Origin of the sequence: Lentzea flaviverrucosa (assembly GCF_003350445.1) — a bacterium.
GTDB classification, from domain to species: Bacteria; Actinomycetota; Actinomycetes; order Mycobacteriales; family Pseudonocardiaceae; genus Lentzea; species Lentzea californiensis.
The window spans coordinates 77016-101291 of the sequence record NZ_QQAU01000018.1; the positions used below are offsets into that span (position 1 = coordinate 77016).

Annotated in this window: 26 protein-coding genes and 1 tRNA gene; 11 read left to right on the plus strand and 16 right to left on the minus strand. The window is 68.8% G+C overall.

Features of this window, described 5'->3' with window-relative positions; genetic code table 11:
* Window positions 1-60 precede the first annotated feature (60 nt).
* The 10 genes from DFR72_RS39330 to DFR72_RS39375 all read right to left on the minus strand — a co-directional run bounded on the left by DFR72_RS39330 (window position 61) and on the right by DFR72_RS39375 (window position 9084).
* Window positions 61-966: a DUF4328 domain-containing protein gene (locus DFR72_RS39330; protein ID WP_245983836.1), complete on the minus strand. Its 906-nt coding sequence runs from the start codon at window positions 964-966 to the stop codon at window positions 61-63.
* 2 nt (window positions 967-968) lie between these two features.
* Window positions 969-1307: a rhodanese-like domain-containing protein gene (locus tag DFR72_RS39335; RefSeq protein ID WP_211335696.1), complete on the minus strand. Its 339-nt coding sequence runs from the start codon at window positions 1305-1307 to the stop codon at window positions 969-971.
* 65 nt (window positions 1308-1372) lie between these two features.
* Window positions 1373-2263 (minus strand): hypothetical protein, encoded by an 891-nt coding sequence (locus DFR72_RS39340; RefSeq protein ID WP_090072099.1) that lies wholly within the window; start codon window positions 2261-2263, stop codon window positions 1373-1375.
* Complete coding sequence (locus DFR72_RS39345) at window positions 2263-2754, minus strand: SigE family RNA polymerase sigma factor (protein ID WP_090072098.1); 492 nt, start codon at window positions 2752-2754, stop codon at window positions 2263-2265. Before DFR72_RS39345 ends, DFR72_RS39340 begins: the two co-directional genes overlap by 1 nt.
* A gap of 116 nt (window positions 2755-2870) precedes the next feature.
* Window positions 2871-4463, minus strand: a complete 1593-nt coding sequence (locus DFR72_RS39350) for a solute symporter family protein (protein ID WP_090072097.1) — start codon at window positions 4461-4463, stop codon at window positions 2871-2873.
* On the minus strand, window positions 4460-4810 hold the full coding sequence (locus DFR72_RS39355; protein ID WP_090072094.1) for a DUF485 domain-containing protein: 351 nt from the start codon (window positions 4808-4810) through the stop codon (window positions 4460-4462). Before DFR72_RS39355 ends, DFR72_RS39350 begins: the two co-directional genes overlap by 4 nt.
* Window positions 4811-5067: 257 nt before the next feature.
* Window positions 5068-6867 carry a sodium/solute symporter gene (locus DFR72_RS39360; protein WP_090072093.1) on the minus strand — a complete coding sequence of 600 codons (1800 nt, stop codon included), beginning with the start codon at window positions 6865-6867 and terminating at the stop codon, window positions 5068-5070.
* 1 nt (window position 6868) lies between these two features.
* Window positions 6869-7297 carry a hypothetical protein gene (locus DFR72_RS39365; RefSeq protein ID WP_090072092.1) on the minus strand — a complete coding sequence of 143 codons (429 nt, stop codon included), beginning with the start codon at window positions 7295-7297 and terminating at the stop codon, window positions 6869-6871.
* Window positions 7294-8160 (minus strand): LytR/AlgR family response regulator transcription factor, encoded by an 867-nt coding sequence (locus tag DFR72_RS39370; protein ID WP_177224642.1) that lies wholly within the window; start codon window positions 8158-8160, stop codon window positions 7294-7296. Before DFR72_RS39370 ends, DFR72_RS39365 begins: the two co-directional genes overlap by 4 nt.
* Window positions 8161-8223: 63 nt before the next feature.
* Window positions 8224-9084, minus strand: a complete 861-nt coding sequence (locus tag DFR72_RS39375; protein WP_090072255.1) for a S49 family peptidase — start codon at window positions 9082-9084, stop codon at window positions 8224-8226.
* Between the two features lie 97 nt (window positions 9085-9181).
* Here DFR72_RS39375 and DFR72_RS46045 point away from each other — a divergent pair, with 97 nt between their 5' ends.
* Window positions 9182-9349 (plus strand): hypothetical protein, encoded by a 168-nt coding sequence (locus tag DFR72_RS46045; protein ID WP_166048541.1) that lies wholly within the window; start codon window positions 9182-9184, stop codon window positions 9347-9349.
* 234 nt (window positions 9350-9583) lie between these two features.
* Here DFR72_RS46045 and DFR72_RS39380 read toward each other — a convergent pair whose 3' ends face one another.
* A complete protein-coding gene (locus tag DFR72_RS39380) occupies window positions 9584-10846 on the minus strand; it encodes a sensor histidine kinase (protein WP_090072091.1) in 1263 nt (420 codons plus the stop codon).
* A 111-nt stretch (window positions 10847-10957) separates the two neighbouring features.
* On the opposite strand from DFR72_RS39380, the gene DFR72_RS39385 reads away from it, so the two are divergent.
* From DFR72_RS39385 to DFR72_RS39395, 3 genes are read left to right on the plus strand one after another with little or no spacing between them, the layout of a single operon-like run.
* Window positions 10958-11665, plus strand: coding sequence for a (Fe-S)-binding protein (locus tag DFR72_RS39385; protein WP_090072090.1), 708 nt, complete (start codon window positions 10958-10960; stop codon window positions 11663-11665).
* Window positions 11647-13071 (plus strand): LutB/LldF family L-lactate oxidation iron-sulfur protein, encoded by a 1425-nt coding sequence (locus DFR72_RS39390; protein ID WP_090072089.1) that lies wholly within the window; start codon window positions 11647-11649, stop codon window positions 13069-13071. The genes DFR72_RS39385 and DFR72_RS39390 overlap by 19 nt, the downstream gene beginning before the upstream one ends.
* On the plus strand, window positions 13068-13652 hold the full coding sequence (locus tag DFR72_RS39395) for a LutC/YkgG family protein (protein WP_090072088.1): 585 nt from the start codon (window positions 13068-13070) through the stop codon (window positions 13650-13652). Before DFR72_RS39390 ends, DFR72_RS39395 begins: the two co-directional genes overlap by 4 nt.
* A gap of 8 nt (window positions 13653-13660) precedes the next feature.
* Here DFR72_RS39395 and DFR72_RS39400 read toward each other — a convergent pair whose 3' ends face one another.
* The 3 genes from DFR72_RS39400 to DFR72_RS39410 form a co-directional block, all read right to left on the minus strand.
* Complete coding sequence (locus tag DFR72_RS39400) at window positions 13661-14527, minus strand: Fpg/Nei family DNA glycosylase (RefSeq protein ID WP_090072087.1); 867 nt, start codon at window positions 14525-14527, stop codon at window positions 13661-13663.
* A gap of 15 nt (window positions 14528-14542) precedes the next feature.
* The gene (locus tag DFR72_RS39405) at window positions 14543-14980 is read right to left on the minus strand and encodes a DUF983 domain-containing protein (RefSeq protein ID WP_090006686.1); all 438 of its coding nucleotides are present in this window, start codon (window positions 14978-14980) and stop codon (window positions 14543-14545) included.
* Window positions 14981-15074: 94 nt separating this feature from the next.
* On the minus strand, window positions 15075-16391 hold the full coding sequence (locus DFR72_RS39410) for a sigma-70 family RNA polymerase sigma factor (protein ID WP_090072085.1): 1317 nt from the start codon (window positions 16389-16391) through the stop codon (window positions 15075-15077).
* A gap of 159 nt (window positions 16392-16550) precedes the next feature.
* Here DFR72_RS39410 and DFR72_RS39415 point away from each other — a divergent pair, with 159 nt between their 5' ends.
* From DFR72_RS39415 to DFR72_RS39425, 3 genes are all read left to right on the plus strand, one after another.
* Window positions 16551-16949: a DUF7674 family protein gene (locus DFR72_RS39415; protein WP_090072084.1), complete on the plus strand. Its 399-nt coding sequence runs from the start codon at window positions 16551-16553 to the stop codon at window positions 16947-16949.
* 32 nt (window positions 16950-16981) lie between these two features.
* Window positions 16982-17057: transfer RNA gene (locus tag DFR72_RS39420), tRNA-Gly, on the plus strand.
* A gap of 212 nt (window positions 17058-17269) precedes the next feature.
* Complete coding sequence (locus DFR72_RS39425) at window positions 17270-17698, plus strand: OsmC family protein (RefSeq protein ID WP_090072083.1); 429 nt, start codon at window positions 17270-17272, stop codon at window positions 17696-17698.
* Here DFR72_RS39425 and DFR72_RS39430 read toward each other — a convergent pair.
* Window positions 17673-18464 carry a cytochrome P450 gene (locus DFR72_RS39430; protein WP_170176611.1) on the minus strand — a complete coding sequence of 264 codons (792 nt, stop codon included), beginning with the start codon at window positions 18462-18464 and terminating at the stop codon, window positions 17673-17675. The genes DFR72_RS39425 and DFR72_RS39430 overlap by 26 nt on opposite strands.
* Window positions 18465-18776: 312 nt before the next feature.
* Between DFR72_RS39430 and DFR72_RS39435 the strand changes: the two genes are divergently transcribed.
* The 4 genes from DFR72_RS39435 to DFR72_RS39450 all read left to right on the plus strand — a co-directional run bounded on the left by DFR72_RS39435 (window position 18777) and on the right by DFR72_RS39450 (window position 23058).
* Complete coding sequence (locus DFR72_RS39435) at window positions 18777-21566, plus strand: AfsR/SARP family transcriptional regulator (RefSeq protein WP_143086974.1); 2790 nt, start codon at window positions 18777-18779, stop codon at window positions 21564-21566.
* A gap of 39 nt (window positions 21567-21605) precedes the next feature.
* A complete protein-coding gene (locus DFR72_RS39440; RefSeq protein WP_090072076.1) occupies window positions 21606-22235 on the plus strand; it encodes a hypothetical protein in 630 nt (209 codons plus the stop codon).
* Window positions 22236-22263: 28 nt separating this feature from the next.
* Window positions 22264-22656, plus strand: coding sequence for a contact-dependent growth inhibition system immunity protein (locus DFR72_RS39445; protein ID WP_090072075.1), 393 nt, complete (start codon window positions 22264-22266; stop codon window positions 22654-22656).
* Between the two features lie 117 nt (window positions 22657-22773).
* A complete protein-coding gene (locus tag DFR72_RS39450; protein ID WP_211335698.1) occupies window positions 22774-23058 on the plus strand; it encodes a septal ring lytic transglycosylase RlpA family protein in 285 nt (94 codons plus the stop codon).
* Window positions 23059-23523: 465 nt separating this feature from the next.
* On the opposite strand, the gene msrA is transcribed toward DFR72_RS39450, so the two are convergent.
* Window positions 23524-24192, minus strand: a complete 669-nt coding sequence (msrA, locus tag DFR72_RS39455) for a peptide-methionine (S)-S-oxide reductase MsrA (RefSeq protein WP_090072073.1) — start codon at window positions 24190-24192, stop codon at window positions 23524-23526.
* Between the last annotated feature and the right edge of the window lie 84 nt (window positions 24193-24276).

The following is a 24276-nucleotide window of genomic DNA, read 5'->3' on the forward strand; positions in this document are numbered from 1 at the left end:
AACCTGGCACTCGGCGGGGAACGCCGGAAGGTCCGGCAGGGCGAACGTCGCCTGAACAGATCAGCGGGGCGAGCCGGACGCGCGGACCGAGCGCAGCGGCGGCTCGGGGGCGTCCTTGACCTCCACCACGCGCATTAGCCGGACGGACGCGGCGTCCACCGGCAGCAGCAGGGTGGTGATCCGGCGGACGACCAGCGCGGACGTCACCGCGACGCCGGCGAGCAGCAGGTCGGCGAACGCGTGCAGCAGCACGCCGTCCGCGAGGGCCTGGGTGCTGGAGCGGAACGACCACAGGACCACGATCACGACCGTCAGTCCCGAGGCGGCCCAGAGGCCCCACCACCAGCGCAGGAGCTTCGACGGGGTGGGACGTTCGCCGGCGGGCCTGCGGGCCACGGCGTGTTCGAGCTCGGCGAGCACCGAGCCGGGCACCACCAGGTTCACGCCGGGCACGATCAGGCTGATCAGCACGTCCCGGTCCGGGCGCGACGGTCCGTAGCCCACGAGCGTCGCGGCCACGTTCCGCGCCCGCCGCACCCACAGCATGCTGAGGATCAGCGACAGGAAGCAGCCGGTGATCGTGATCGCCGACGCGGACACCACCATGGCGTCCGACGTGCTCACGACACCGGAGGACAGGGCTCCGTACCGGCTCAGCGCGACCAGCACGTAGCGCCAGATCTCGGAGCACGCGCCCCACACGGCGACGGCGGCGAGCAGCCACAGCGAGTTCTGCGCGGTCCGGCCCAGCCGGCGCACGCCGTCGACCGAGTCGGCCTGCTCGACCGTGCCGGGCACGGCCGTGGGCCAGCGCCACGCGAGCAGCGGGAAGCCCCAGCGCGGCGGGACCGGGTAGTTCGGCGGGCCGCCGTAGGACGGCCGCTGCGACCGGTGCGACGGCTGCGGGTACGCACCGGGTGGCGGAGTCGCCACCCAGTCCACGCGCATCGGCTGCAGCGGCTGCACGATCAGATGACCTCGGGTGCCATGCCGTCGGTGCCGCCCTCGAGCGGACGACCGGCGGCTTCCCAGTGCTGCATGCCGCCCTCGACGTTGACGGCCTCCCAGCCGTTCTCGTTGAGGTACTGGGTCACGCGGGCGGAACGGCCACCGGCACGGCACACGACGTAGAGCTGCACGTCGTTCGGCACCTCTTCGAGCCGGGCACCGATCTCGCTCATCGGGACGTGCAGCGCGCCGGGTGCGTGGCCGGCGTCCCACTCGTCCTGCTCGCGCACGTCCAGCAGAACGGCGCCCTCGGGCAGCTGCGCCGGCACGTCGGCGATCTCCACGCTTGGAACAGTCACGCCCTAGATGTTGCCATGCCGGAGGTTGCACGGACGTGAACCTCCGGCACGGCACACCCCCGGCCCTACTCCGCGAAGACGGGCCCGAGCCTGGAGAACTGCTCTTCGGACAACGGCAGCGTCAGGCGCCCCGCACCGGTGCGCCGCCGCGTGCCGGGGCTCTGCGGATCGTCGCCGAAGTCCGGGCTGCCGAAGTTGTGCAGTTCGACCTGGATCATCGAGCTGTCCACGCGGTAGACCCTCAGCACCTGCTTCAGCGACCGGAACGGCTCGTACGGCCTGATGCCGTGCAGCTGCATGATCGAGCCGCCCGACTGGAGCCGCCGGGCGGGCTCGCAGTCACCGGTCTCCCACAGCGAGTCGTTCGCGTGCGCCAGCGGCGTGCCGGTGAACTTGCCGACGGTGATCCTGATGCTGCCGATCCCCTGGGAGTCGGACACGTCGGCCTCGTAGCTGGTGCTCATCGCGGCGGGCCTCGCGACGCCGATGGTGACCTCCGGCAGCACCTTGCGCGCCTCGTCGAGCCACTTGTCGACGGCCTCGGGGTTGAACGCCACCGCGCCCACGTCCGTCTTGTCCTGTCGCTTCGTCGGCTTGATGTCGCAGAGGGGGATGCCGATCTGGAGCCAGCCGGGAGGCGGCGGCGCGGTGGACGCAGGCGACCACGTCCCGTACGGCGTCTGCGGTGGCGTGTTGACCCGCGGCCAGTCCAACACGTGCTCCACGGTCGCGGGACCCGCGTCCGGCCGGTCGGCCTGCTCGGGTGGCGGTGCGGCCTGGTTCAGCGTCGTGGCGCCGATCCCGATGCCGGCGACCACCGCGAACACGCCCAGCACGGCGCCCGCGCGCTGGGCGAACACCCGCCGGCGGCCGCGCTTCATGACCACGTCCAGCGTCGTCGTGGGAGGCGGCGCGGAGACGTCGAGAGCTCCGCGCAGCTCGTCTTCGATGTTCATCAGGCACTCTCCGAGTTGACCGGTTCGCCGTACGCCTCGCGGAGCGTCGCCAAACCCCTGGCTGTCTGACTTTTGACGTTGCCCACCGAGCAACCGAGCTCGGCGGCCGTCTGTTCGATGGACAGGTCGTGCACGAAGCGCAGCACGAGCGCGGCCCGCTGTTTCGGCGCCACCTGTTGCAGTGCCGCGTTCAGCCGGGCGTCGGGGTCGGAGAAGCCACCGCCGACGCCGTGTTCGGGCAGCTCGGCGACGGGGTGTTCGCGGCCTCGGCCACGGCGCCTGCTGTCGAGGAACAGACGCGTCACGATGGTGCGGACGTACCCCTCCGCCGTTTCCCGCCTGATGGCCGGCCATTTCGCATACGCCTTCACGAAGGCGTTCTGCGCCAGTTCTTCCGCCTCCGACCAGTCGCCGCACAACGCGTACGCAGTGCGCCGTGCCCAGTCGAACCTGCTCGTGAAGAACTCCGAGAACTCCTCGTCTCGTCGCACTCCGGTCCCCCAAGCTTCTGCCGCGTTCGCAGTCAATACGCGGACAGCACCGGCAGGGTTGCACACGAAGAACGGGCCGCCCCCGTGGAGGACGGCCCGTTCTCGTCGTACAGGAACTAGTGAGCGGTGGCCTTCTCGGCGCCCGCACCGGTGAGGGAGCGGACCTCCATCTCGGCCTGCTTGGTCGGGTCGGCCTTGTCCTTCGACAGGATCGTGCCGACGTAGCCGAGCAGGAACGCGACCGGGATCGACACGATGCCGGGGTTCGACAGAGGGAAGAGCGCGAAGTCGGCGTTCTTGAACATCGAGGTCGGCGAGCCGGAGACGGCCGGCGACAGGACGATCAGGGTGATCGTGACGACCAGACCGCCGTAGATGCTCCACAGCGCGCCCGAGGTGTTGAACCTCTTCCAGAACAGCGAGTAGAGGATCGTGGGCAGGTTCGCCGAGGCGGCGACCGCGAAGGCCAGTGCCACGAGGAACGCGATGTTCTGGCCGTTGGCGATGATGCCGCCGCCGATGGAGACCAGGCCGATGACGATCGCGGTGAGGCGAGCGACCTTGACCTCGGAGTCCTTGTCCTCCTCCTTGCCCTTCTTGATGATGTTGGCGTAGATGTCGTGTGCGAACGACGCCGACGCCGTGATCGTCAAGCCCGCCACGACCGCGAGGATCGTCGCGAAGGCGACGGCCGCGATCAGGCCGAGCAGGATCGGGCCACCCAGTTCCAGTGCGAGCAGCGGGGCGGCCGAGTTGGCCTTGCCGGGCGCCGCGTTGATCGCGTCCGGGCCGACGAGCGCACCGGCGCCGTAGCCCAGGACCAGGGTGAACAGGTAGAAGATGCCGATCAGCCAGATGGCCCACACGACCGAGCGACGGGCTTCCTTGGCCGTGGGCACGGTGTAGAAGCGCATCAGGATGTGCGGCAGACCCGCGGTGCCGAGCACCAGGGCCAGCGCCAGCGACAGGAAGTCCAGCTTGCTGGTGCCGGTCTTGCCGTACTGCAGACCGGGACCGAGGAGCTTCTCGCCCGCCTTCGGCGCGGCGTCGACAGCGGCGCCGAGCAGGGACGAGAGGTTGAAGCCGTACTTGCCGAGCACCCAGACGGTCATGATGCCGGCGCCGGCGATCAGCAGCACCGCCTTGATGATCTGCACCCAGGTGGTGCCCTTCATGCCGCCGATGAGGACGTAGGCGATCATCAGGGCGCCGACCACGGCGATGACCAGGGCCTGGCCACCGGTGCCCGTGATGCCGAGCAGCAGGGCGACGAGGCCACCGGCACCAGCCATCTGGGCCAGCAGGTAGAAGAACGAGACGGCCATCGTCGACGTGGCCGCTGCGGCGCGGACCGGACGCTGGCGCATCCGGAAGCTCAGCACGTCGCCCATCGTGTACTTGCCGGTGTTGCGCAGCAGCTCGGCGACCAGCAGCAGCGCGATGAGCCACGCCACCAGGAAGCCGATCGAGTACAGGAAGCCGTCGTAGCCGTTGAGGGCGATGGCACCCGCGATGCCGAGGAACGACGCCGCGGACAGGTAGTCACCCGCGATCGCGATGCCGTTCTGCGGACCGGTGAACGCGCGACCGGCGGCGAGGTAGTCGGCAGCGGTCTTGGTGTTGCGGCTCGCCCGGATGACCACGAAGAGCGTGATCAGGACGAAGACACCGAAGATGCTGATGTTCAGGATCGGGCTGGACTCGTTCACTTGCCGTCTCCCTCGATCTCACCGCGGAGCTTCTCCGCCAACGGGTCGAGGTTCTTGTTCGCGTGCCGCACGTACAGCGTCGTGATGACGAACGTCGACACGAACTGCAGCAGACCGAAGATGAGCCCGACGTTGATGTTGCCGAACACCTTGGTGGACATGAAGCCGTGCGCGTAGTCCGCCAGCAGCACGTACAGCAGGTACCAGGCGAGAAACAGGCCGGTGACGGGAAATACGAACTTGCGCAGTCGGTGCTTCAGCTCGATGAAGTCATCGCTCGCTTGGACGTCGACCCACTGTTGCGCGTCCGGGGCCGACTCAGACGGGGTGTGGTCAACAGAGCTCACAGTCCCCTCCTCGCGGTACTCGTCGTAGGTGTCAGCAACGTGACGTGCACGTAATGCCTCCAGGTGCGGTCTGTTCTTGGTCGAGACCGTATGGAGACTTGAGTCACTCAGGTAAGACCCCGATCGTGCCGTTGCGCCCAGCAGTCGGGTGATGCGACGAACGGTCAGTATGCGTAGACGAACAGCACTCTGCGTGACCTTGTTCACCGTTCACCGATTCGAGTGACCAATTTTCACCCATTCGAAACGGTGGCTACTCAGCGTGTCCGACCGGCTCCCCTGCGCTTGTCGTCCGCCAGCCGGGCCTTCTCCTCGGCGGTCCCGAAGCGGGCGATGGAGCGGTCCTGGATGAAGCCGAGCGGGTCCGGCGCGTGCAGCCGGAGCAGGATCTGGCTGACGTCCGCCGGCACCCGTCTGCGCGTCGCCTTGCTGACCACGATCATGATGATGAACGCGACCGGCACCGTGATCAGCGCTGGTTGGGTGATGAACGCGGGCGCCCAGCGGCCGGTGTAGGAGCTGATGACGCTGACGACCTGGGCGGTGATGACCAGGCCGCCGCCGACCACGAGGCCGCAGACGGCGCCCACCCAGGTGAGTCCTCTCCACCAGATGCCGAGGACCAGGAGCGGGCAGAACGTCGACGCCGCCAGCGCGAAGGACATGGCCACGGTCAGTGACGCGTCGGAGCGCGGCAGCAGCAGGGCGAGACCGATCCCGACGAGTCCGGTGAACACCGTCGCCCACCGGAAGTCACGAACCTTGCCCGGCATGATGTCCGTCGACACCACCCCGGCGACCGACACCACGAGTCCCGACGAGGTCGACAGGAACGCCGCGAACGCGCCCGCCGCGACGATCGCGCCGACGATCTGACCGCCCAGGTTCGGCAGCATCGTCTCGGGCAGCATCAGCACCGCCGCGTCGGTCTTGCCGTTCACCAGCAACTGCGGCAGGTACAGCTTCGACAGCACGCCCAGCACCGTCGGGAAGATGTAGAACAGGCCCAGCAGGTAGAGCACGTGCAGCGCCGTGCGGCGGGCCGCCTTGCCGTCCGGGTTGGTGTAGAAGCGCACCAGGACGTGCGGCAGGCCCATCGTGCCGAGGAACGTCGCGAAGATCAGCGAGTACGTCCTGATCAGCTCGGAGACGCCGCCGGTCTGCGGGCGCGACCAGTCGCGGTTCGTCGTCGGCGAGCCCTCGACGACCGGCACCGGGCTGCCCGCGGTGAACTCCAGCGTCGTGCCGGGGCTCAGCTCGTAGACGCCGCGGCTCCAGTACACCGACCCGTCCGCGTCCCTGCCGTCGATCTTGCCGCTCACCTTCAACCTGAGCGGCTCGTCGACGCGGACCTTCACGTCCTGCTCGGCCACGGTGATCTTCTCGGCCTGCGGGAACCTGACCACGCCGTCGTCGCTCAGCGGCTGCGTGCCGCGGTCCGGGGAGGCCAGGAACACCACGAAGAGCACGAACGTGGGCGCGGCGATCGCGAAGAGCTTGCCCCAGTACTGGAACGCCTGCACGAGCGTGATCGCGCGCATGCCGCCACCGAGCACGTTGACCACCACGATGGCCGTGACGATCAGGCCGCCGAACCACGGGGGCAGGCCGGTGATCGTGGTCAGCGTGAGGCCGGCGGACTGCAGCTGCGGCACCAGGTACAGCACGCCGATGCACACCACGAAGAACGTGCTGAAGTGCCGCACGTTCACCGATCCCAGCCGGGCCTCGGCGAAGTCCGGCAGCGTGTACGCACCGGAACGGCGCAGCGGCGCGGCGACGAACAGCAGCAGCGCGAGGTAGCCGGCGGTGAAGCCGACCGGGTACCAGAGCGCGTCGACGCCGTCCTTGAGCACGAGCCCGGCGACACCGAGGAACGACGCCGCGGACAGGTACTCGCCGGAGATCGCGGCGGCGTTGCGGGTGGCCGGGATCGCGCGGCGGGCCACCAGGAAGTCCGGGGTGGTGTTCGCCTTGCGCGACCCGACGTAGCCGAGCAGGAACGTCACGGCCGCAACGGCGACGATGGCGCTGAGGCTGTAGATGGTGGCGTTCACGTCAGCGGTCGACCATGTTCACGAAGTCGCGTTCGTGCCGTTCGGCCTGCCTGCGGAAGACCCACCCGACGCCGTAGAGGATCGGGAAGGGGGCGAGACCGAGCACGAGCCACGGGATGGGAATGCCGAGGATCTTCAGTTCCCCGATCGAGGGGACCAGGTAGAAGGTGATCGGGAGCAGGCACATCCCGATGAGGACGGCGAACGCGATCCCGAACGCGGACTTGAGCTGCTGGCGGATGAGGTCGCGGACCAGCTTCTCACCGACGCTGGTCTGCTCCTCCAGCTCGATGATCGTCCGTAAGGCCTTGCCGCTCTTCTTCGTGGAGTCCGCGAGCACGACCCTGCGGCGGCGAGGCCTGCTGCCCTGCTCGCCGAGCCAGGCCTCCCGGGCGGGTGGCTCGGGCTTTCCCGCGTCGTGCCTGCTCACCAGCCGCTCTTCGGCGGTCGCACGATCCGTTCCTTGAGCTCCTTGGTGTGCCGGCGGCTCACCGGGAGCTCCTTGGCACCGTCACCGGTGCCGATGACGACCGCGTACCCGTTCGCCGTCATCCGCAGCTCGCTCACCAGCGGCAACGCCACCAGGTACGAGCGGTGGATGCGCACGAAACCCGCGTTCGCCCAGCGCTCCTCGAGCTGGGCGAGCGGGATGCGGACGAGGTGGCTGCCGTCCTGCGTGTGGAGGCGGGCGTAGTCGCCCTGCGCCTCGACGTACCGCACGGACGCGCGCGGCACGAGCTTGATGGTGCCGCCGAGTTCGACGGGGATGACCTCGTCGTCGGTCGGTTCGGCGGGGTTCTGCGCGGCCTGGCCCGACGGGTTCGCCGGTGCCGCCGTGCGACCCACCCTGTCCGCGACCCGGGAGATCGCCTTGAGGACGCGCTCCTCGTTGATCGGCTTGTTGATGAAGTCGAGCGCGCCGACGTCGAACGCCGTGACGAGCGCGTCGCGTTCCTCGACCCCCGTCACGAAGACGAGCGCGGGCGGGTACCGGAACGCGCTGAGCACCCGCGCCAGGTCCATTCCGGACAGTCCGGGCATGTTGATGTCCGCGAACACCGCGTCGACCGGAGGCAGGCCGGCCTTCGTCCGCGCCATGACCTCCTGCTCGTAGTCACCCCTCAGGATGCGCAGGGCCTCGGCGGCGTCGAAGGCCGTGAGGACGCGCCTGATGTGAGGGCTGCTCTCGAGCAGGAACTTGATCTCGCTCAGCCCAGGGGCCTCGTCATCGACTGCGAGGACGAGGAGACCGGTGTTGTCATGGGTACTCACTGTGTCGGGCATCTTGCCCATCAATGTGCGGTCATGTCTACGCCGAGGTAGGTCTCGACACGCCCTGTGAAACCGAACTGATGCTCACAGCCCGAATCGGGACCAGCGAGCACGTTCCTCGACGCTCGCGAGCACCTGCGTCACGAGATCGCCCGATCGGGTGGACGCTCCGGTCAGTCCGAGCTTGGCCAGCAACGGCCTGCGCGGCTCCGCGATCGTGAGCTCGGCGTCCGGGAAGCGCTTGGCGATGACGGTCCGGATGGTGCCGATGCCGTCGATCAGACCGAGCTGCTGGGCCTTGGTACCGGTCCAGACCTCACCGCTGAAGAGGTCTTCCTCGCTCTTGAGCTTGGCCCCGCGGCGTTCGGTGACCCACGCCTTGAACTGCTCGTGCAGATCGGCGTGCAGCGACTTCAACCACTCGACGTCCTCGGGCTTCTCGGCCTGGAACGGGTCGAGCCGGACCTTGTTCTCGCCCGCCGTGTAGACGCGGCGCTCGACACCGGCCTTGTCCAGCAGGCCGTTGAGCCCGAACCCGGCGCTCACGACACCGATGGACCCTACGAGAGAGGTGCCGTGCGCATAGATCTCGTCACCGGCGCAGGCCAGCCAGTAGCCGCCCGACGCCGCCACGTCCTCGCAGAACGCGAGCACAGGCACGTGCTTCTTGGTGGCGAGCTCACGGATGCGCTCGGCGATCAGCGCGCTCTGGGTGGGCGCGCCACCCGGAGAGTTGATGAGCAGCGCCACGGCGATCAGGCGCTCGTTGTCGAACGCCCGGTTGATGGCCGACTCGACGTTCTGGAGGTTGATCGTGTTGCGCGCGACAGGCGAGGACTGCGGGGTGATGACCCCGTGCAACCGCACCGCCGCGACCACCGGCGGCCGCTCACCCCGGTCCATGACCCTCGGGAGCCGGGCCGCGATCTTGTCCGTGACGCTCATGTACTCGACAGTACGTGCGTTTCGCGGACACGCGGGAGCCTCGATGGTGGTCGGTTGCTCCCGCGTGACCTGGAACACAAGGTGCTAGGTTCGGGCTGTGACGTTCAACCCGATCCGCTGGCTCGAACGGTACGTCGAGTGGTGGGACGACCGGGGCAGGCAGAACGCAGCCGGGCCGACGCCGATGCACATCTACTGGATGTGGGTGAGCTGGAGCGTGTGCGCCGTCGTGCTGATCACGACTTTGGCGGTCGCGGCTCGCTGAACCGGGTGCTCGTCAGCACTTGCAGCTGCTGAACCCCTTGGCGGTGCACTTGATGCAGACGCGGACGCGCTCGGGTGCTTTTTGTTCCTGCACTGGATGATGGCCTTTGCTCGCGGGCGGCGTCTGTTCTTTCAAACGGCCGGCAGTTCATTGGTCAACACCACAATCGGCACGATGCGCGTCCGGGTTGAGCATGATTGACCTTGCAACTTCTCAACGGGGCATCAGCGCACGTCAGGCGCGGATCGCGGCCTGCTCCGCCGTCATCGGCTCGTCGGTCATCTGAGACCCGATGTTCAGGTTCGGCAGCACGTTGCGGGCGAACTTCGGCACCTTCAGGATGACCTTGGTGCCCGCGTTCGGTGCCGTCTCGACGACCAGCGCGTACTCGGCGCCGAACACCGTGCGCATGCGGTCGTTGATGTTGCCGATGCCGACGTGCGCGCCGGTCTGGTGGGCGTCCTTGATGTCGTCGAGGCGGTCGGGGTCCATGCCGACGCCGTCGTCCTCGACGCTGATCAGGGCCTCGTTGCCGTTGTCCTCGGCGGTGATGGTGAGCATGCCGCCGCCGGGCTTCTTGGCCAGGCCGTGGCGCACCGCGTTCTCGACCAGGGGCTGCAGGACCAGGAACGGCAGGACGACCTGCAGGACCTCGGGGGCGATGCGCAGCCTGACGCTCAGCCGGGCGCCGTAGCGGGCCTGTTCGATGGTCAGGTAGCGATGGATGTTGGTCAGTTCATCGGCGAGGGTCGTGAACAAGCCGTCGGTGCGGAACGAGTAGCGCGTGAACTCCGCGAACTCCTGCAGCAGCTCACGGGCGTGCGAGGGGTCGGTGCGGATCAGCGAGGAGATCGTGTTCAGCGCGTTGTAGACGAAGTGCGGCGAGATCTGGGCTCGCAGGGCCTTCACCTCGGCCTGGGCGAGCGCCTGGCGTTGCTTCTGGACGACTTCCAGCTCGAGCTGGGTCGAGACGAAGCGGGCGGTCTCCTCTGCCATGCGGATCTGGCGCTTCGAGGCGACGCCGGAGACCACGATCAACGTGCCGGCGACGTCTCCCTCGACGACCAGGGGCACGACGACGACGCTGTGCAGTGAGCACGGACCCTGCAGCTCGCAGCCGAGTTTGCGGTGGTCGACGTGTTCCTTGTGGCAGTTGTTGATGGCACGGGCCACCGTGTCGCGGAGGTACTCGTAGTGGTCGTTCGCGCCGCCGTCCCACGACAGGACGGTGCCTTCTTCGTCGGTGATGGCGACCGCGACGCACCGCAGCATCTCGCGCAGGTGGGGTGTGGCCTTGTCCGCGGCCTCCTGGGTCAAGCCCGCGCGGAGGTCGCTCGACGCCTTGGACATCCGGTCGAGCATGTCCATCACAGCATCCTCGACGGAGGTGCTGACACGTCGAGCGCGGCACAGCATCACGAAGAGGCCCAGAACGGCCAGGGTCGCGATGACACCGAGCACGGCGCGCTCGGTCAACAGGTCGCCCACGGTGCACATGCTGTGCTGTGGGGCACCCCTATAGCAAGAGGCGCGCCCGGCGTACCCCCGTACGGTCCACCGGTCCGGGTAGACATCCGATGAATTTGGGGAGAGGGTGTCCCCGTGAAAGTGGCACTGTTCGCAACCTGCCTGACGGACACGTTCTTCCCGGAGACGGCCCGTGCCGTGGTGCGTCTGCTGGAGCGGCTCGGCTGTTCGGTCGAGTTCCCGCTCGATCAGACGTGCTGCGGCCAGATGCACTTCAACACCGGCTACCGGGAGCATTCGAAGCCGCTGGCGCGCAAGTACACCGACGTCTTCGGGAGCTACGACTACGTGGTTGCGCCATCCGGGTCATGCGCCGGCATGGTCCGGGAGGTCCACCCCACCCTGGGTGAGTCCCCGCCGCGCACGTTCGAGCTCGCGGAGTTCCTCGTCGACGTGCTCGGCGTGACCGACGTCGGCGCCTGGTTCCCCCACCGGGTCACCTACCACCCCACGTGTCACTCGTTGCGCATGCTGGGGGTCGGCGACAAGCCGTTGGCGCTGCTCAGGGCCGTGAAGGCACTCGATCTGGTGGAACTGCCGGACGCGACGCAGTGCTGCGGCTTCGGCGGCACGTTCGCGGTGAAGAACGCCGAGACGTCCACGGCGATGCTCGCGGACAAGATGCGGTGCGTGCTGGACACCGGCGCCGAGGTGGTGTCCGCCGGTGACAACTCCTGCCTCATGCACATCGGCGGCGGGCTCTCGCGGCTGCGCACGGGCGTGCGGCCGGTGCACCTGGCGGAGATCCTGGCTTCGACGGAGGAGGACCCGTGGCTCGCAACCCGGTGACGTGGCTGGGCAGCCCGACGTTCCCCAAGGCCGCGAGAGAGGCCTTGCAGGACACCCAGCTGCGGCAGAACCTGCGCAAGGCCACCGGCACCATCCGGGGGCGCAGGGAGTCCGCGGTCGCCGAGATGACCGACTGGGAGATGCTCAGGGTCGCCGGCGAGCAGATCAAGGACGACGTCCTGGCACGCCTCGACACCCTGCTCGTGCAGCTCGAGGAGACGGTCACGGCCCGCGGCGGCGTCGTCCACTGGGCGCGGGACGCCGAGGAGGCGAACCGGATCGTGCTCGACCTCTGCCGAGCCGAACAGGCCGACGAGGTCGTCAAGGTCAAGTCCATGGCCACGGCCGAGATCGGGCTCAACGAGGCCCTCGAAGCCGGTGGCGTGCGCGCGATCGAGACCGACCTCGCCGAGCTGATCGTGCAGCTCGGCGACGACCGGCCGTCGCACATCCTGGTGCCCGCGATCCACCGCAACCGCTCGGAGATCCGCGAGATCTTCCAGCGCCGCATGGGGATCGAGGTCTCCGACGAACCGGCGGACCTCGCCGAGGCCGCCCGCGTCTACCTGCGCGAGAAGTTCCTGACCACCAAGGTGGCGATCTCGGGAGCGAACTTCGCCGTCGCCGACACCGGGTCGATCGTGGTGCTGGAGTCCGAGGGCAACGGCCGGATGTGCCTGACGCTGCCGGAAACGCTGATCACCGTGATGGGCATCGAGAAGCTCGTGCCGACGTGGCAGGACCTCGAGGTCTTCCTGCAGCTGCTGCCCCGCTCGTCCACGGCGGAGCGGATGAACCCGTACACGAGCGTGTGGACCGGTGTGACGCCCGGCGACGGGCCCCAGCGGTTCCACCTCGTGCTGATCGACAACGGCCGCACCGCGACGCTCACGGATTCCGTCGGGCGCCAGGCACTCCGGTGCATCCGCTGCTCGGCGTGCCTCAACGTGTGCCCCGTCTACGAACGCACCGGCGGCAAGTCGTACGGCTCGGTCTACCCCGGACCGATCGGCGCGATCCTGACGCCGCAGCTGGTCGGCGACATGCACGACCCGCAGGCGGCCTCACTCCCTTACGCCTCTTCGCTTTGCGGCGCCTGCTTCGAGGTCTGCCCGGTGCGGATCGACATCCCGTCCGTCCTCACGCACCTGCGCGCCGAGGTCGTGGAGGCCAAGGGTCGCACGCCGGAGTCCGTCGCGATGGCGGCCGCCGCGTGGATCTTCCGGGAGGCCTCGCGCTACGAGAAGGCGCAGAAAGCCGGTTCCCTGGCCCGTTTCCTGGCCAGGGACGGCAAGATCACGTCACTGCCGTGGCCGGGGTCGAGGTGGACGTCGTCGCGCGACGTGCCCGCGCCACCGGCCGAGTCGTTCCGCGCCTGGTGGAGGAAGAACCGTTGCCAAGAATGATCAATTCAGCCGCACGAGAAGAGATCCTCCAGCGCATCCGGAACGCACAGGTGCCGGCGGCCGTGCCCGTCGTCCGGGGCTACGACCAGACCGGGCCGGGCGGCGTCGAACTGTTCGCCGAACGGGTCGCCGACTACCGCGCGATCGTGCACACGGTGACGGACGTACCCGAAGCTCTGGCTCTCCTCAAGGGCAAGAGAATCGTTGCGCCGCAAGGCCTTCCCGCCGAGTGGCTGATCGACGGCGTCACCTGGCTGCACGAGCCGCTGACCATCGGGGAACTCGACCAGGCCGACGGCGTGCTCACCGGGTGCGCGGTCGCGATCGCGGACACCGGCACGATCGTGCTGGACGGCAGCGAGGGCCAGGGACGCCGCGCGCTCACCCTGCTGCCCGACTACCACCTGTGCGTGGTCCGCCAGGACCAGATCGCGGCGTCGGTGCCGGAGGCGTTGCAGCGGCTGGAACCCACGCGACCGCTGACGTTCATCAGCGGCCCGTCGGCGACGAGCGACATCGAGCTCAGCCGGGTGGAGGGCGTGCACGGCCCTCGCACCCTGGAGGTCCTGATCGTCACGTAGCAGCGGGACTACTTGAGCAGGCGGGACAACCGGCGGTCGGCCAGCGGCTTGCCGCCGGTCTGACACGTCGGGCAGTACTGGAACGCCTTGTCCGCGAACGACACCTCACGAACCGTGTCACCGCAGATCGGGCACGGCAGCCCCGTGCGCGCGTGCACCCGCAACCCCGACCGCTTCTCACCCTTCAGACGAGCGGCGTCCTGCCCAACGGACCGTGCGACCGCATCGGTCAGGGTCGTGAGCATGGCCTCGTGCAGGTGGTCGAGCTGCTCCGAGTTCAGCTTGCCCGCCGTCGCGTACGGCGAGAGCCGCGCCATGTGCATGATCTCGTCGGAGTAGGCGTTGCCGATGCCCGCGATCAGGCTCTGGTCCGTGAGCGAGGTCTTGAGCCGCTCGGTGCGCTTGTGGAACAGGTCTTCCAACTGCGTGCGGGTGATCCCCAACGCGTCCGGGCCCAGCCTGGCGACGCTCGCGATCGTCTTCGGGTCGCGCACGATCCACGCCGCGAGCCCCTTCTTCGTGCCCGCTTCCGTCAGGTCGAACCCTGGCCCCTGGCCGGGCGGACCGAGGTGGACGCGCAACGCCAGTGGTCCGCGGCCCTGTTTGGGCGGTGGTGCGGACATGGTGTCGGCCCAGCGCAGCCAACCGGCGCGGGCGAGGTGGACGACCAGGTGCAGGCCGTCCGCGACCTCCAGGTCGAGGTGCTTGCCGTGCCGGTGCGCGGCCACGACCTCCTGGCCGTGCAGCGCTGTCCACGGCGGGTCGAACGTCTTCAGCACCTGCAGCGAAGCCACGTCGACGCGATGCACCACACGGCCCACCGCGTTCTCACGCAGGTGGTGGACCAGTGCTTCTACCTCGGGTAGTTCGGGCACCGGTCCAGTGTCGCATCAGTCGACGGGTTGCAACGGGCCTTCGACGTCCGGCAGCGAGTGCATCTCGATCGTCCGGGCGACCCGGGAGGCCTCCTGGCGCACCGCCATCGGGCCGCGAACCGAGCCGATCCACCGCTCGGGTGGCAGCTCGTCGGCCGTGGCCTTGCTCTCCGCGACCAGCGTGTGCGGGCGGCGCAGGGCCCAGCGGACCGGGAAGAAGGCGAACAGGAAGATCAGCGCCAGGATCAGCCACGCCGGCACGACGACCTGCTCCGGCGTCCAGGCGATCAGCACGACCACCATCACGACGAGCATGCCGCCCATCATGATGCCGGGCAGAGCACCGCCGCTGACGTCGTGTTCGAAGTCGTCGGACTCCACCGGGTTGCGCCACTCGATGCGGCTGTGGACCGTCCACATCCGCCCGTCAGCACCGCGCACCAGCCGCGTCATGTACCCGTCTCCCACGCTAGGTCGGTCTTGGTCAAACCGTACCTGGCGCGGGCAGAGCCTTGTGGGTGAACTCGCCGGAGCTTGATCGTCACCGTCAGTTCAGACGTGGCTCTGTCGGGTAGAGCGTGGCCGTCGTGACCGTGGTCCGCGGCGACGAGCACGGCTGGGAGGACGGCGTCGGCGCTCCGGACGACGACGACTGCACGTCGAGCGACTTGATGTCACGCGACGTCGTCGCCGCCGTGCTGACCAGGCCGGCCTGCTCGGACGACTCGACGATCTTCTCGGCCCGCTCGACCGGCGGGTCCTGGCGCTGCTCGCTGGTCGGCGCCGGCACGGACGAGGCGGTCCTGCGCACGGTCTCCTGGCGCTGCCCACCGGGGTTGACCACGTTCTCCTGAGGCTTGACCCGCTGCTGCTCGGGAGGGGGCGGCTGGGCCACCACGAGCCCCTGGCTGTGCTCGGAACTGGACGACCCGGACGTCTCCATGGCGATCACCGGGTTCTGGTCCGGCTGCAACACGGCGACACCGGCGGCGCCGTTGAACACCGCGGCCATCGTCCCGAACAGGCCGACGGTCGCCACGCTCGCCGCCGCGAACGCCAGCTTCGCCTTCGTCAGGAACACCTTCCCGGCGAACGCGAGCCCCAGCGCCGGCACGGCCAGGTACGCCGCGCTGGCGCGCAACGTCGCGCAGACCTCGTTCAGCTCGGTGTAGAGCTGCGTGCAGGCGGAACAGGTGTCGAGGTGGGCGCGGATCCGGCGTTCCTCGACGCCCTGGACGCCGCCCGCGGTGTAGGTGCCGAGCTTCGACCGGATCGCCGCGCACGACGACCGCCCGTCGTCGGCCGCGAGGTGGGCCTGCAGGTACGCCGCACGCAGCCCCTCGCGCGCACGCCGGGCCAACGCCGACATGGCGTTCGGCGAAAGTCCGAAGTGCGGTGCCACGGTGGCGGGGCGTTCGCCCTCGACCTCGACGCGCCACAGCACGACCCGCCAGCGTTCGGGCAGGCTGGAGAAAGCCCTGGAGATGAGGTTGTGCTCGGCTCTGCTGGTGGCGTTGTCGCTCACCGGCTCGACGCGACGGCCCAGCTCCTCGTCCTCCACCGGCACGTCGCGGCGCCGTCCGCTCCACTCCCACGCGACCCGGCGCGCGACGGTGAACAGGTACGTGCGGACGTGGTCGGTGGGCCCGCTGCCGCGGCGGATCGCCTGCAGCATGCGGAAGAACGATTCAGCGGTGAGGTCGTCGGCCTCGGCCGCCTCCCGGACGTGCCTGAGAGAAAAACGGCGGATCGCGTCCGCATGCCGGGAGAACAGTTCGCCGTAGGCCGAGTCGTCTCCCTCGCGCACCCTGGCGAGCAGGTCCCGGTCGACCTCGTTCTCGTCGACCATCACAGGCCTCAACATGCCACAAGGGGCCAGACCTGCTCCTCGATGAGAACAGGTCGATATACAAGACCATCCGTTCGGCGTGGGCCGATCAGCGCAACGCGATCGGTGACAGGACGGTCACAGGTGGGCGTCGGACGGTCGGCGGGACAAGATCCAGCGACTATCGTCACGCACGTGGTGGACTGGCGAGAACGTGCTTCGGCCTTGGTGCCGGAACTCCGGGCTGTCGCCGAAACCGAGGAGTGGTCCTGCCACGTCTTCTTCTCCGAGCTGTCCCAGCTGGCGCAGGAAGCGCACCGCGCGCAGGACGACGAGGTGCTGCGGCGCGCGTACGGCTTCGCGCACTGGTGCTTCCACCAGCCGGAGCAGTTCCTGGAGAACGCGGCACTGGTCAGCTTCTACGAGCACGTGTTCGACGACTGGGACCTCCGCGAGGAGGTGGCCGCGTGGCTGCCGGTCGACGTGCTGCCCAAGGTCCGGGCGCTGTGGGAGTGGCGCTGGCCGAAGGAGCAGTTGGACGAGGTAGATCAACTGCTGGCCGGTTTGGAACCCCCCTCGAAAGATGCCGTCTAGACGCTGTTGTATAGTTCTCCCCGTAAGGCAGTGCGGATGTAGCGCAGTTGGTAGCGCATCACCTTGCCAAGGTGAGGGTCGCGAGTTCGAGTCTCGTCATCCGCTCCACTCGGGAAGGCCCATGCTCATGAAGAGCATGGGCCTTTTCGTTTCGCCATGATGTTGGGGGGGGGACCCCCCCAAGCCCCCCCCAAGCCCCCCGCGCGTTTATCGGTTGTTCACGCCGTTCTCGAGGTGATCTCGGGGGCGACCCGTGAAAAGGTGGTCCCAGACCGCTCGCATCAACCTGATCGAGCCCGTTCGACAAGGACCTGGAGATCATGGCCATCAAGCAGACGGCAAACGCTCACTGGGAAGGCTCCCTCGTCGAGGGCAAGGGGAACGTCAGCCTCGCCACCTCCAACAGCGGCAGCTTCGACATCGACTGGAAGGCGCGCGCCGAGGAGGCGGGCGGCAAGACCAGCCCCGAGGAGCTCATCGCCGCCGCGCACTCGGCCTGCTACTCGATGGCGCTCTCGCACGGCCTGACCGGTGCGGGCACGCCGCCCACCTCGATCGACACCAAGGCCGAGGTCTCGTTCCAGGCGGGCGTCGGCATCACCGGCATCCACCTGACCGTCCGCGCCAACGTGCCGGGCCTGTCCCAGGAGGACTTCGTCGCGGCCGCCGAGGGCGCCAAGGCGAACTGCCCGGTCTCCAAGGCGCTCGCGGCCGTCGAGAACATCACCCTCGACGCTGCCCTGGCCTGAACCACAGCTCCGCGGGCCCGTGACTGATCAGGTGCCTGCGGTAGCGCACGTCGCCGGGCTGCTCGGCCACCTCGGACGAGCGGTCGAGCAGCTCTTCGGCGACGATCCGGCCCTCCAGCCGGGCCAGCTGGGCGCCCAGGCAGTAGTGCGGGCCGTGCCCGAAGCCGAGATGTCCCGGCACGGACGGCCTGCCGGGGTCGAAGCCCTCGCTGAACACCTTCGGGTCGCGGTTGCCGGCCGCGTAGTCGAGGAACAGGTGCTCGCCCTTCCCGACTCTCACCCCGCCCGTGGTCACCGGGCACGTCGCCGTCCGGAAGAACCCGGTGAACGGCGTGTCGAGCCGCACCACCTCCTCCACCACACCGCCCAGCCGGCGTTCCTTGCGGTCGAGTCGCAGGAACGTGCTGGCCAGCATGTTCGTCGTCGAGTCGGTGCCGGCCACGACGACCGCGAGGCACAGCGACAGCCGTTCCTGCTCGGACAGCTGGCCGCCGCGGAACGCGTCCGAGCGCGCGAAGTAGGCGCAGAACTCGTTCATCCCGGCGAAGTACGAACCGAGCGCGCGTTCGCTGACCTCCTCGCCGCTGGTCAGTTCCAGCACGGGTGCCACGAACTCGCGGAACAGCGGGAAGTCCGCTTCGGGCACGCCGAGCACGTCACCGACGACCCCGAGCGCGAACGGTGCGGCGAACTCGCTGACGAACTCGGCTTCTTCCGGCAGTTCGTCGAGCATGGTCCTCGCGCGTTCCCTAATTGAGTCAGCCATGTGGCGCACGGCCGTTGGAGTGAATTTCTGGTTCGCCGACGCACGAATTCGGGCATGCCTGGCACCGTCCGCCGCATTGAGCGAGGACATCAATTCAAGTAATCGCCGCTGCTCTGGCGGCATCAGCGCCGCTACGGCCGCGACCTGCGGACCTGCCATGTTCCGGGAGGAGAACGTCACCGGATCAGCCAGCACGGCACGCAGGTCGGCGTATGTGGTGACGCGCTGGGCGTTGATTCTCGGGTCGAATTCCATTGCGCTATCTTTGCGCGGTTCCGGCCTTTGTCGGGGGCTGACGACAGGACCAAAAACGTGATCATCCGCCTGCTCGGGCCGCTCGAACTCACCGGCCCGAACGGAGCAGTTCAGCTCAGCAGTGCGGGACAGAGAACCCTCGTGGCCAGGCTGGCGCTGAACCCGGGAGAGACGGTGCCGAGGAGTGCGCTCGTGGACGCGCTCTGGTCGGACGAGGTGCCCGCGTCCGCCACGAAGACGCTGCACAGCCTGCTCGCACGCCTGCGCGGCCAGATCCGTGACGCCGGGCTCGGTGAGCTGATCACCACCCGCGAGCCGGGTTACGTCCTGAACGCGCCCGCGGACACCGTCGACGTCGCACGGTTCGAGGCGCTCGTCGCAGCGGCACGGCACAGCGATGAGCCGTTGGCATCCGCGAAGATGCTGCGCGAAGCCCTCGCGTTGTGGACGGGCGATCCGCTCGCGGACTGCCGTCCCGGTGAGTGGACGCGGCAGGAGTCCGCACGGCTCACCGACCTGCGCATGGACGCGACCGAGGAGCTGATGGAGTGCTCGCTCGCGCTCGGAGAGCACGCCGCGGTGGCGCCGCTGGTCAACGCGCTGGTCGAGCGGCACCCGTTCCGCGAGCGGCTGTGGGAGCAGCTGATGATCGCGCTCTACCGGTGCGGGCGGCAGGCCGAGTCGCTGGCCGCGTTCCAGCGGGCGCGCGGCGTCCTGGTCGACGAGCTCGGCATCGAGCCCGGTCCCCGGCTGCGTGACCTCGAACAGGCGGTGCTGACCGCCGATCCTCGCCTCGACCTGCCGGAACGCACGCCGGTCGTGGTGCGCGGCAACCTGCCCGCCGACCGGTCGAGCTTCGTGGACCGCCCGGAGACCGCGCACGTCGCGGACCTGATCAGGAAGCACCGGCTGGTCACGCTGATCGGCGTCGGCGGGGTGGGCAAGACGCGGCTCGCGCTGCACGTGGCGCGCGGCGAGCACCCGCCGGACGGCGTGTGGCTGGTGGAGCTCGCGGCGTTGCGCGACAGGGCTCTCGTGCCGCACACCGTCGCCGAGGCACTGGGCGTGGTCGACCAGACCGGGCGCGGGCAGCTGAGCGTGCTCACGGAGTTCCTGGCCGGCAAGGACGCGTTGCTGGTGCTGGACAACTGCGAGCACGTCGTGGACCACTGCGCGGTGCTGGTGGACACGCTGCTGCGGGTCGCGCCGAACCTCCGTGTCCTCGCCACGTCCCGGCGCGCGCTACGGGTCTACGGCGAGCAGGTCATGTCCGTGGCACCGCTGTCCGTACCGTATCCGGCGGCGACGTTGTTCGCCCAACGCGCTGACGCGGCGATTCCCGGCTCGTTCGTCATCACGGCGGCGAACGAGCAGGCCGTCACCGACCTGTGCCGGCGGCTGGACGGCATCCCGCTGGCGATCGAGATGGCGGCGTTGCGGGTGCGCGCGCTGACCCCGGCGCAGCTGCTGGAACGGCTCGACGACAGGTTCCGGGTGCTGACCGACGGCGGGCGGACGGCGTTGCCGCAGCACCAGACCCTGTTCGCGACGATCGAGTGGAGCTTCGACCTCTGCTCACCGCGCGAGCAGCTGCTGTGGGCGCGGGCGTCGGTGTTCGCCGGCGGTTTCGACCTGGCCGCGGCGGAGTCGGTGTGCTCGGACGACTCGCTGACCGCGGACTTCATGTTCGACGCGGTCGACGGGCTGGTCGACAAGTCCGTGCTGCAGCGCGAAGAACACGCGGGCGTGGCGCGCTATCGGTTGCTGGAGACCATGCGCCAGTTCGGGCAAACACGGTTGCGTGCCACCGATGAGGAGCCACGGCTGAAGACGCGCCATCGTGACTGGTATGCAGGCATTGCCCTGCAAGGGGAACGGGCCTGGTTCACCCCGCGGCAGGCGGCGACCGTCGGGGCGATGACCGCCGAGCGCGGCAACCTGCGGGCGGCGCTGGAGCACTCGCTGACGACGCCGGGCGAGGCCGACTCGGGCCTGCGGCTGGCGGCGACGCTGTGGTTCTACTGGGTGGGCTGCGGGCGGTTCGCCGAGGGACGGCACTGGCTGGACTGGGCGCTGTCCCTGGAGACCGAGCCGTCGCGGGCGCGCTGCAAGGCGTTGTGGGTCACCGGGTACCTGGCGACGTTGCAGGGCAACACCTCTGCGGTGCCGGCGTTGCTGGAGGCCTGCCGCGCCGAGGCCGCGCTGCTGGAGGACGAGGACGCCGACGTCTACGCGACCTACGTGCAGGGTGCGGCGGCGGTGTTCGACGACGACCTGCCGCTGGGCGCTCGTCTGTTGGCCGAGGCCGACCGCAGGCACGCGGAACTCGGGCACATGGACAGCAACGTGGTCATGGCACGGGTGGCGCTGGCGATCACCGCGGCGTTCGGCGGCGAACTCGACCGTGCGGCGGAGATCTGCACCAAGGCACGGGTCGTGTGCGAGGAGAACGGCGAGCTGTGGGCGCGCGCGTTCGCGTTGTACGTCCTGGCTTTCGTGGCCATGGGACGCGGCGACGTCGTCGAGGCCCGCGAGCTGGCCACGTCGTCGTTGCGCATCAAGGAGAAGTTCCACGACCTGCTGGGCATCGCGGTGTCCATAGAACTGCTGGCGCTGATCTCGGTGGTCACCGGGTCCGCGTCGCACGCCGCGTTGCTGCTGGGCGGGGCGGACCGGGTGTGGCAGTCAGTCGGGTTGCCGCTCTTCGGATCAGCGAACTTCGCCGCGTCGCACCACCAATGCGTGGCGCTGTGCCGGCAGGCGTTGGGACCCGAGGAGTACGAGGAGCACTTCTCGCGCGGTGCGGCGATGACGGTGCCTTTGGTGGTCGCGGCCGCGCAGTCGTGACGCAGGTTCCGCGCAGCCGGGCGCCGGGACGCTGTCCGGATGAGGACCAGCGTTCGCACACCCGACGCGGGAACCGTCGAGGAAGTGCTGAAACTCGCCGCCAGGGCACCGTCGTTCGGCATCGTTCCGCCGTGGCGATGGCGTAACGGCAACGAGTGCCTTGAGCTCGTGACGGCACGCACGGACCAGACGGCGTTGCTCGCGTGTGGCGCGGTCCTGCACCACACACGGGTCGCGTTGTCGGCGATGGGCTGGGACTGCCACGTGCTGCGCACTCCGCAGCCGGACGGCCAGGTCGCGTCGGTGCACCCGCGCTGGGAGCTGGACCCGTTCTCCTGCGAGGTGGCCTCCGCGGCGGCGATCTCGTTGCGCAGGACCGATCCACGGCCCTACCTCGCCGACGAGGTGCCGGACTCGGCGCTGACGTGGCTGCTGCACGCGGCCCGCGCGGAGAACTGCGAGCTGGAACTGGTGGCGCGGCGCAGCGGAGTGCTGTTGCGGATGCTCGGGCACGACTCGTTGAGCATGGGCGAGGCGGTCAGCGCCGTGCTGTTGGCGTCAACGGTGTGGGGCCTGGCGTCGCAGCCGTTGCTGCACGAGGGCGAGGTGCTCGTCCGCGTCGGGTGGCAGTCGCCCAATGCCGAACCGTTGCCTCGGTCGGCCCGCTAGCGCCTGCCTTTGCGGGGACTATGGGTGCGTGGACCGGGACAGAACGCTGGCGAACCTCAGCGAGGACGACTGGGGCAGGCCCGACTCGTCGTCGACCCAGCTCTACCGGGACCTGTGTGCGCTGCGCGATCTGCCCGTCGGGCAGCTGACACCGACGTCGTTGCACCTGCTCGTGACGCACCAGGTCGGGCTGGACGTGACCGCGCTGCTGGCGCTGGAACACGTCGAGGGCGACCCGCTGCGGTCGGTCGCCCTGTACCCCGGTGACCTGCTCGCCGCTCTACTGAGAGTAGATCACTCGTTCTGGGCCGATCACCCAGCGTTGCTGTCCAGAATGTCCGCTTTGCTCGATCGGCTGCGCACCCTGCCGGACGGCGACTGGCACCTGCTGGTGTCCGCGGCCGAGCAGTTCCCCGGTTAGGCGCGCGTTAGGCGGCTCTTTGCCGGCGGGTGAGTTGCTTGCACCATGGCAAAGACCCTCGCGGCGGCCGGCCTCACGCTGGCCTCTCTCGCCGCCACCGCTGTGCTCTTCTCGCCCGTGGCTTCTGCGGAGACCTGCAAGGCTTCCTACTACTCGGGCGGCGGCACGACCGCCAGCGGCGAACGCTTCGACCCCGACAAACTGACGGCCGCGCACAAGACGCTGCCGTTCGGCACGCGCGTGAAGGTGAAGAACCGCTCCAACGGCAAAACGGTGACCGTGCGGATCAACGACCGAGGCCCGTTCATCACCGGCCGCTGCGTCGACCTGACGCCCAAGGCCTTCAAAACGATCGCACCGCTGTCACAGGGCGTAGTGGGCGTGACAGTGACAAAGGTGTGAACGAGTAGAAAAAGACCGGTTTGCTTGACCCAATCGAGTGAACGAGATAGTCAGACCGGGTGTTCGCGGCGATGAGTGGGCCTGCCAGGCTCGCAACCGGAGCTTTGGTCGGCGTGGTCGTCGCCGCGTTTTGCGTGCTGGGGACGTATGTCGGGTCGCTCGTGGCGAGCGATCCGGCAGCTCCAGGAGGCGGCGAACCGGCGCGTGTCTCGCTCATCAACACGCCCTCGCTGCTTCCCACGGAATCCGAGCTTCCATCACAGACAGTGGTGTCCAGCTCATCGTCCGCAGCGTCTTCGAGCTCCACCAGCAAGACGACGACTTCGACGACCACCACGACCACGACCACCACGACGACTCAGGCACCGCCGGTCGTGACGACCACAACGACCACCCGGCCGCGGCCGCCGACCACGACGACGACCACGACCACCCGTCAGTGCGGTCTCATCTTCTGCTGAGCGCTCACTGCTCCGCGAGCTTCAGACCCACCGGGCACGAGACACCGGTACCACCCAACCCGCAGTACCCGTAAGGGTTCTTGGCGTCGGACAGGTACTGCTGGTGGTAGTCCTCCGCGTAGTAGAACTCCCCCAGCGGCGCCAGCTCCGTGGTGATCGTCCCGCGTCCCGCCTCGTTCAACGCCCGCTGGTACACGGCCGCGGAAGCCTCGGCCGTGATCCGCTGCCCTTCGTCGGCGTACAGGACCATCGACCGGTACTGCGTGCCGATGTCGGCGCCCTGCCGCATCCCCTGTGTCGGGTCGTGGCCCTCCCAGAACACCCGCAGCAGTTCCTGGAACGGCAGCGAGGCAGGGTCGAAGACGACCAGGACGACCTCGGCGTGGCCGGTGCGGCCCGAGCAGACCTCTTCGTAGGTCGGGTTCGGGGTGGTACCGCCCGAATAGCCCACAGCAGTGGTCCACACGCCTGGTGTTCGCCAGAAAAGGCGTTCGGCACCCCAGAAACAGCCCAGCCCGAATGTGGCGGTCCGGCAGCCGGACGGGAATGGTGGCCGCAGCTGCCGGTCGGTGAACACCGCGTGGGCGGCCGGCACCGGCAGGGGCTCCAAACGGCCTGGCAGGGCGTCTGAAGTGGGCACGACCTGCGGTTTACCTCGTCCGAACCACACCATGTGACCAATCTATCTCCGGAAAGCGCCACAACCAGGTCACGACTTGAGAGGCCCGCACGAAGGCATTACAGGGCACGGGCACAA

Bases quoted from the DNA above. Each gene is read 5' to 3' on its own strand.
- DFR72_RS39340 (WP_090072099.1), bottom strand. From the start codon at position 2,263: ATGAACATCGAAGACGAGCTGCGCGGAGCTCTCGACGTCTCCGCGCCG.
- DFR72_RS39370 (WP_177224642.1), bottom strand. From the start codon at position 8,160: ATGGGCAAGATGCCCGACACAGTGAGTACCCATGACAACACCGGTCTC.
- DFR72_RS39375 (WP_090072255.1), bottom strand. From the start codon at position 9,084: ATGAGCGTCACGGACAAGATCGCGGCCCGGCTCCCGAGGGTCATGGAC.
- DFR72_RS39380 (WP_090072091.1), bottom strand. From the start codon at position 10,846: ATGTGCACCGTGGGCGACCTGTTGACCGAGCGCGCCGTGCTCGGTGTC.
- DFR72_RS39395 (WP_090072088.1), top strand. From the start codon at position 13,068: ATGATCAATTCAGCCGCACGAGAAGAGATCCTCCAGCGCATCCGGAAC.
- DFR72_RS39405 (WP_090006686.1), bottom strand. From the start codon at position 14,980: ATGACGCGGCTGGTGCGCGGTGCTGACGGGCGGATGTGGACGGTCCAC.
- DFR72_RS39410 (WP_090072085.1), bottom strand. From the start codon at position 16,391: ATGTTGAGGCCTGTGATGGTCGACGAGAACGAGGTCGACCGGGACCTG.
- DFR72_RS39425 (WP_090072083.1), top strand. From the start codon at position 17,270: ATGGCCATCAAGCAGACGGCAAACGCTCACTGGGAAGGCTCCCTCGTC.
- DFR72_RS39430 (WP_170176611.1), bottom strand. From the start codon at position 18,464: ATGGCTGACTCAATTAGGGAACGCGCGAGGACCATGCTCGACGAACTG.
- DFR72_RS39440 (WP_090072076.1), top strand. From the start codon at position 21,606: ATGAGGACCAGCGTTCGCACACCCGACGCGGGAACCGTCGAGGAAGTG.
- msrA (WP_090072073.1), bottom strand. From the start codon at position 24,192: ATGGTGTGGTTCGGACGAGGTAAACCGCAGGTCGTGCCCACTTCAGAC.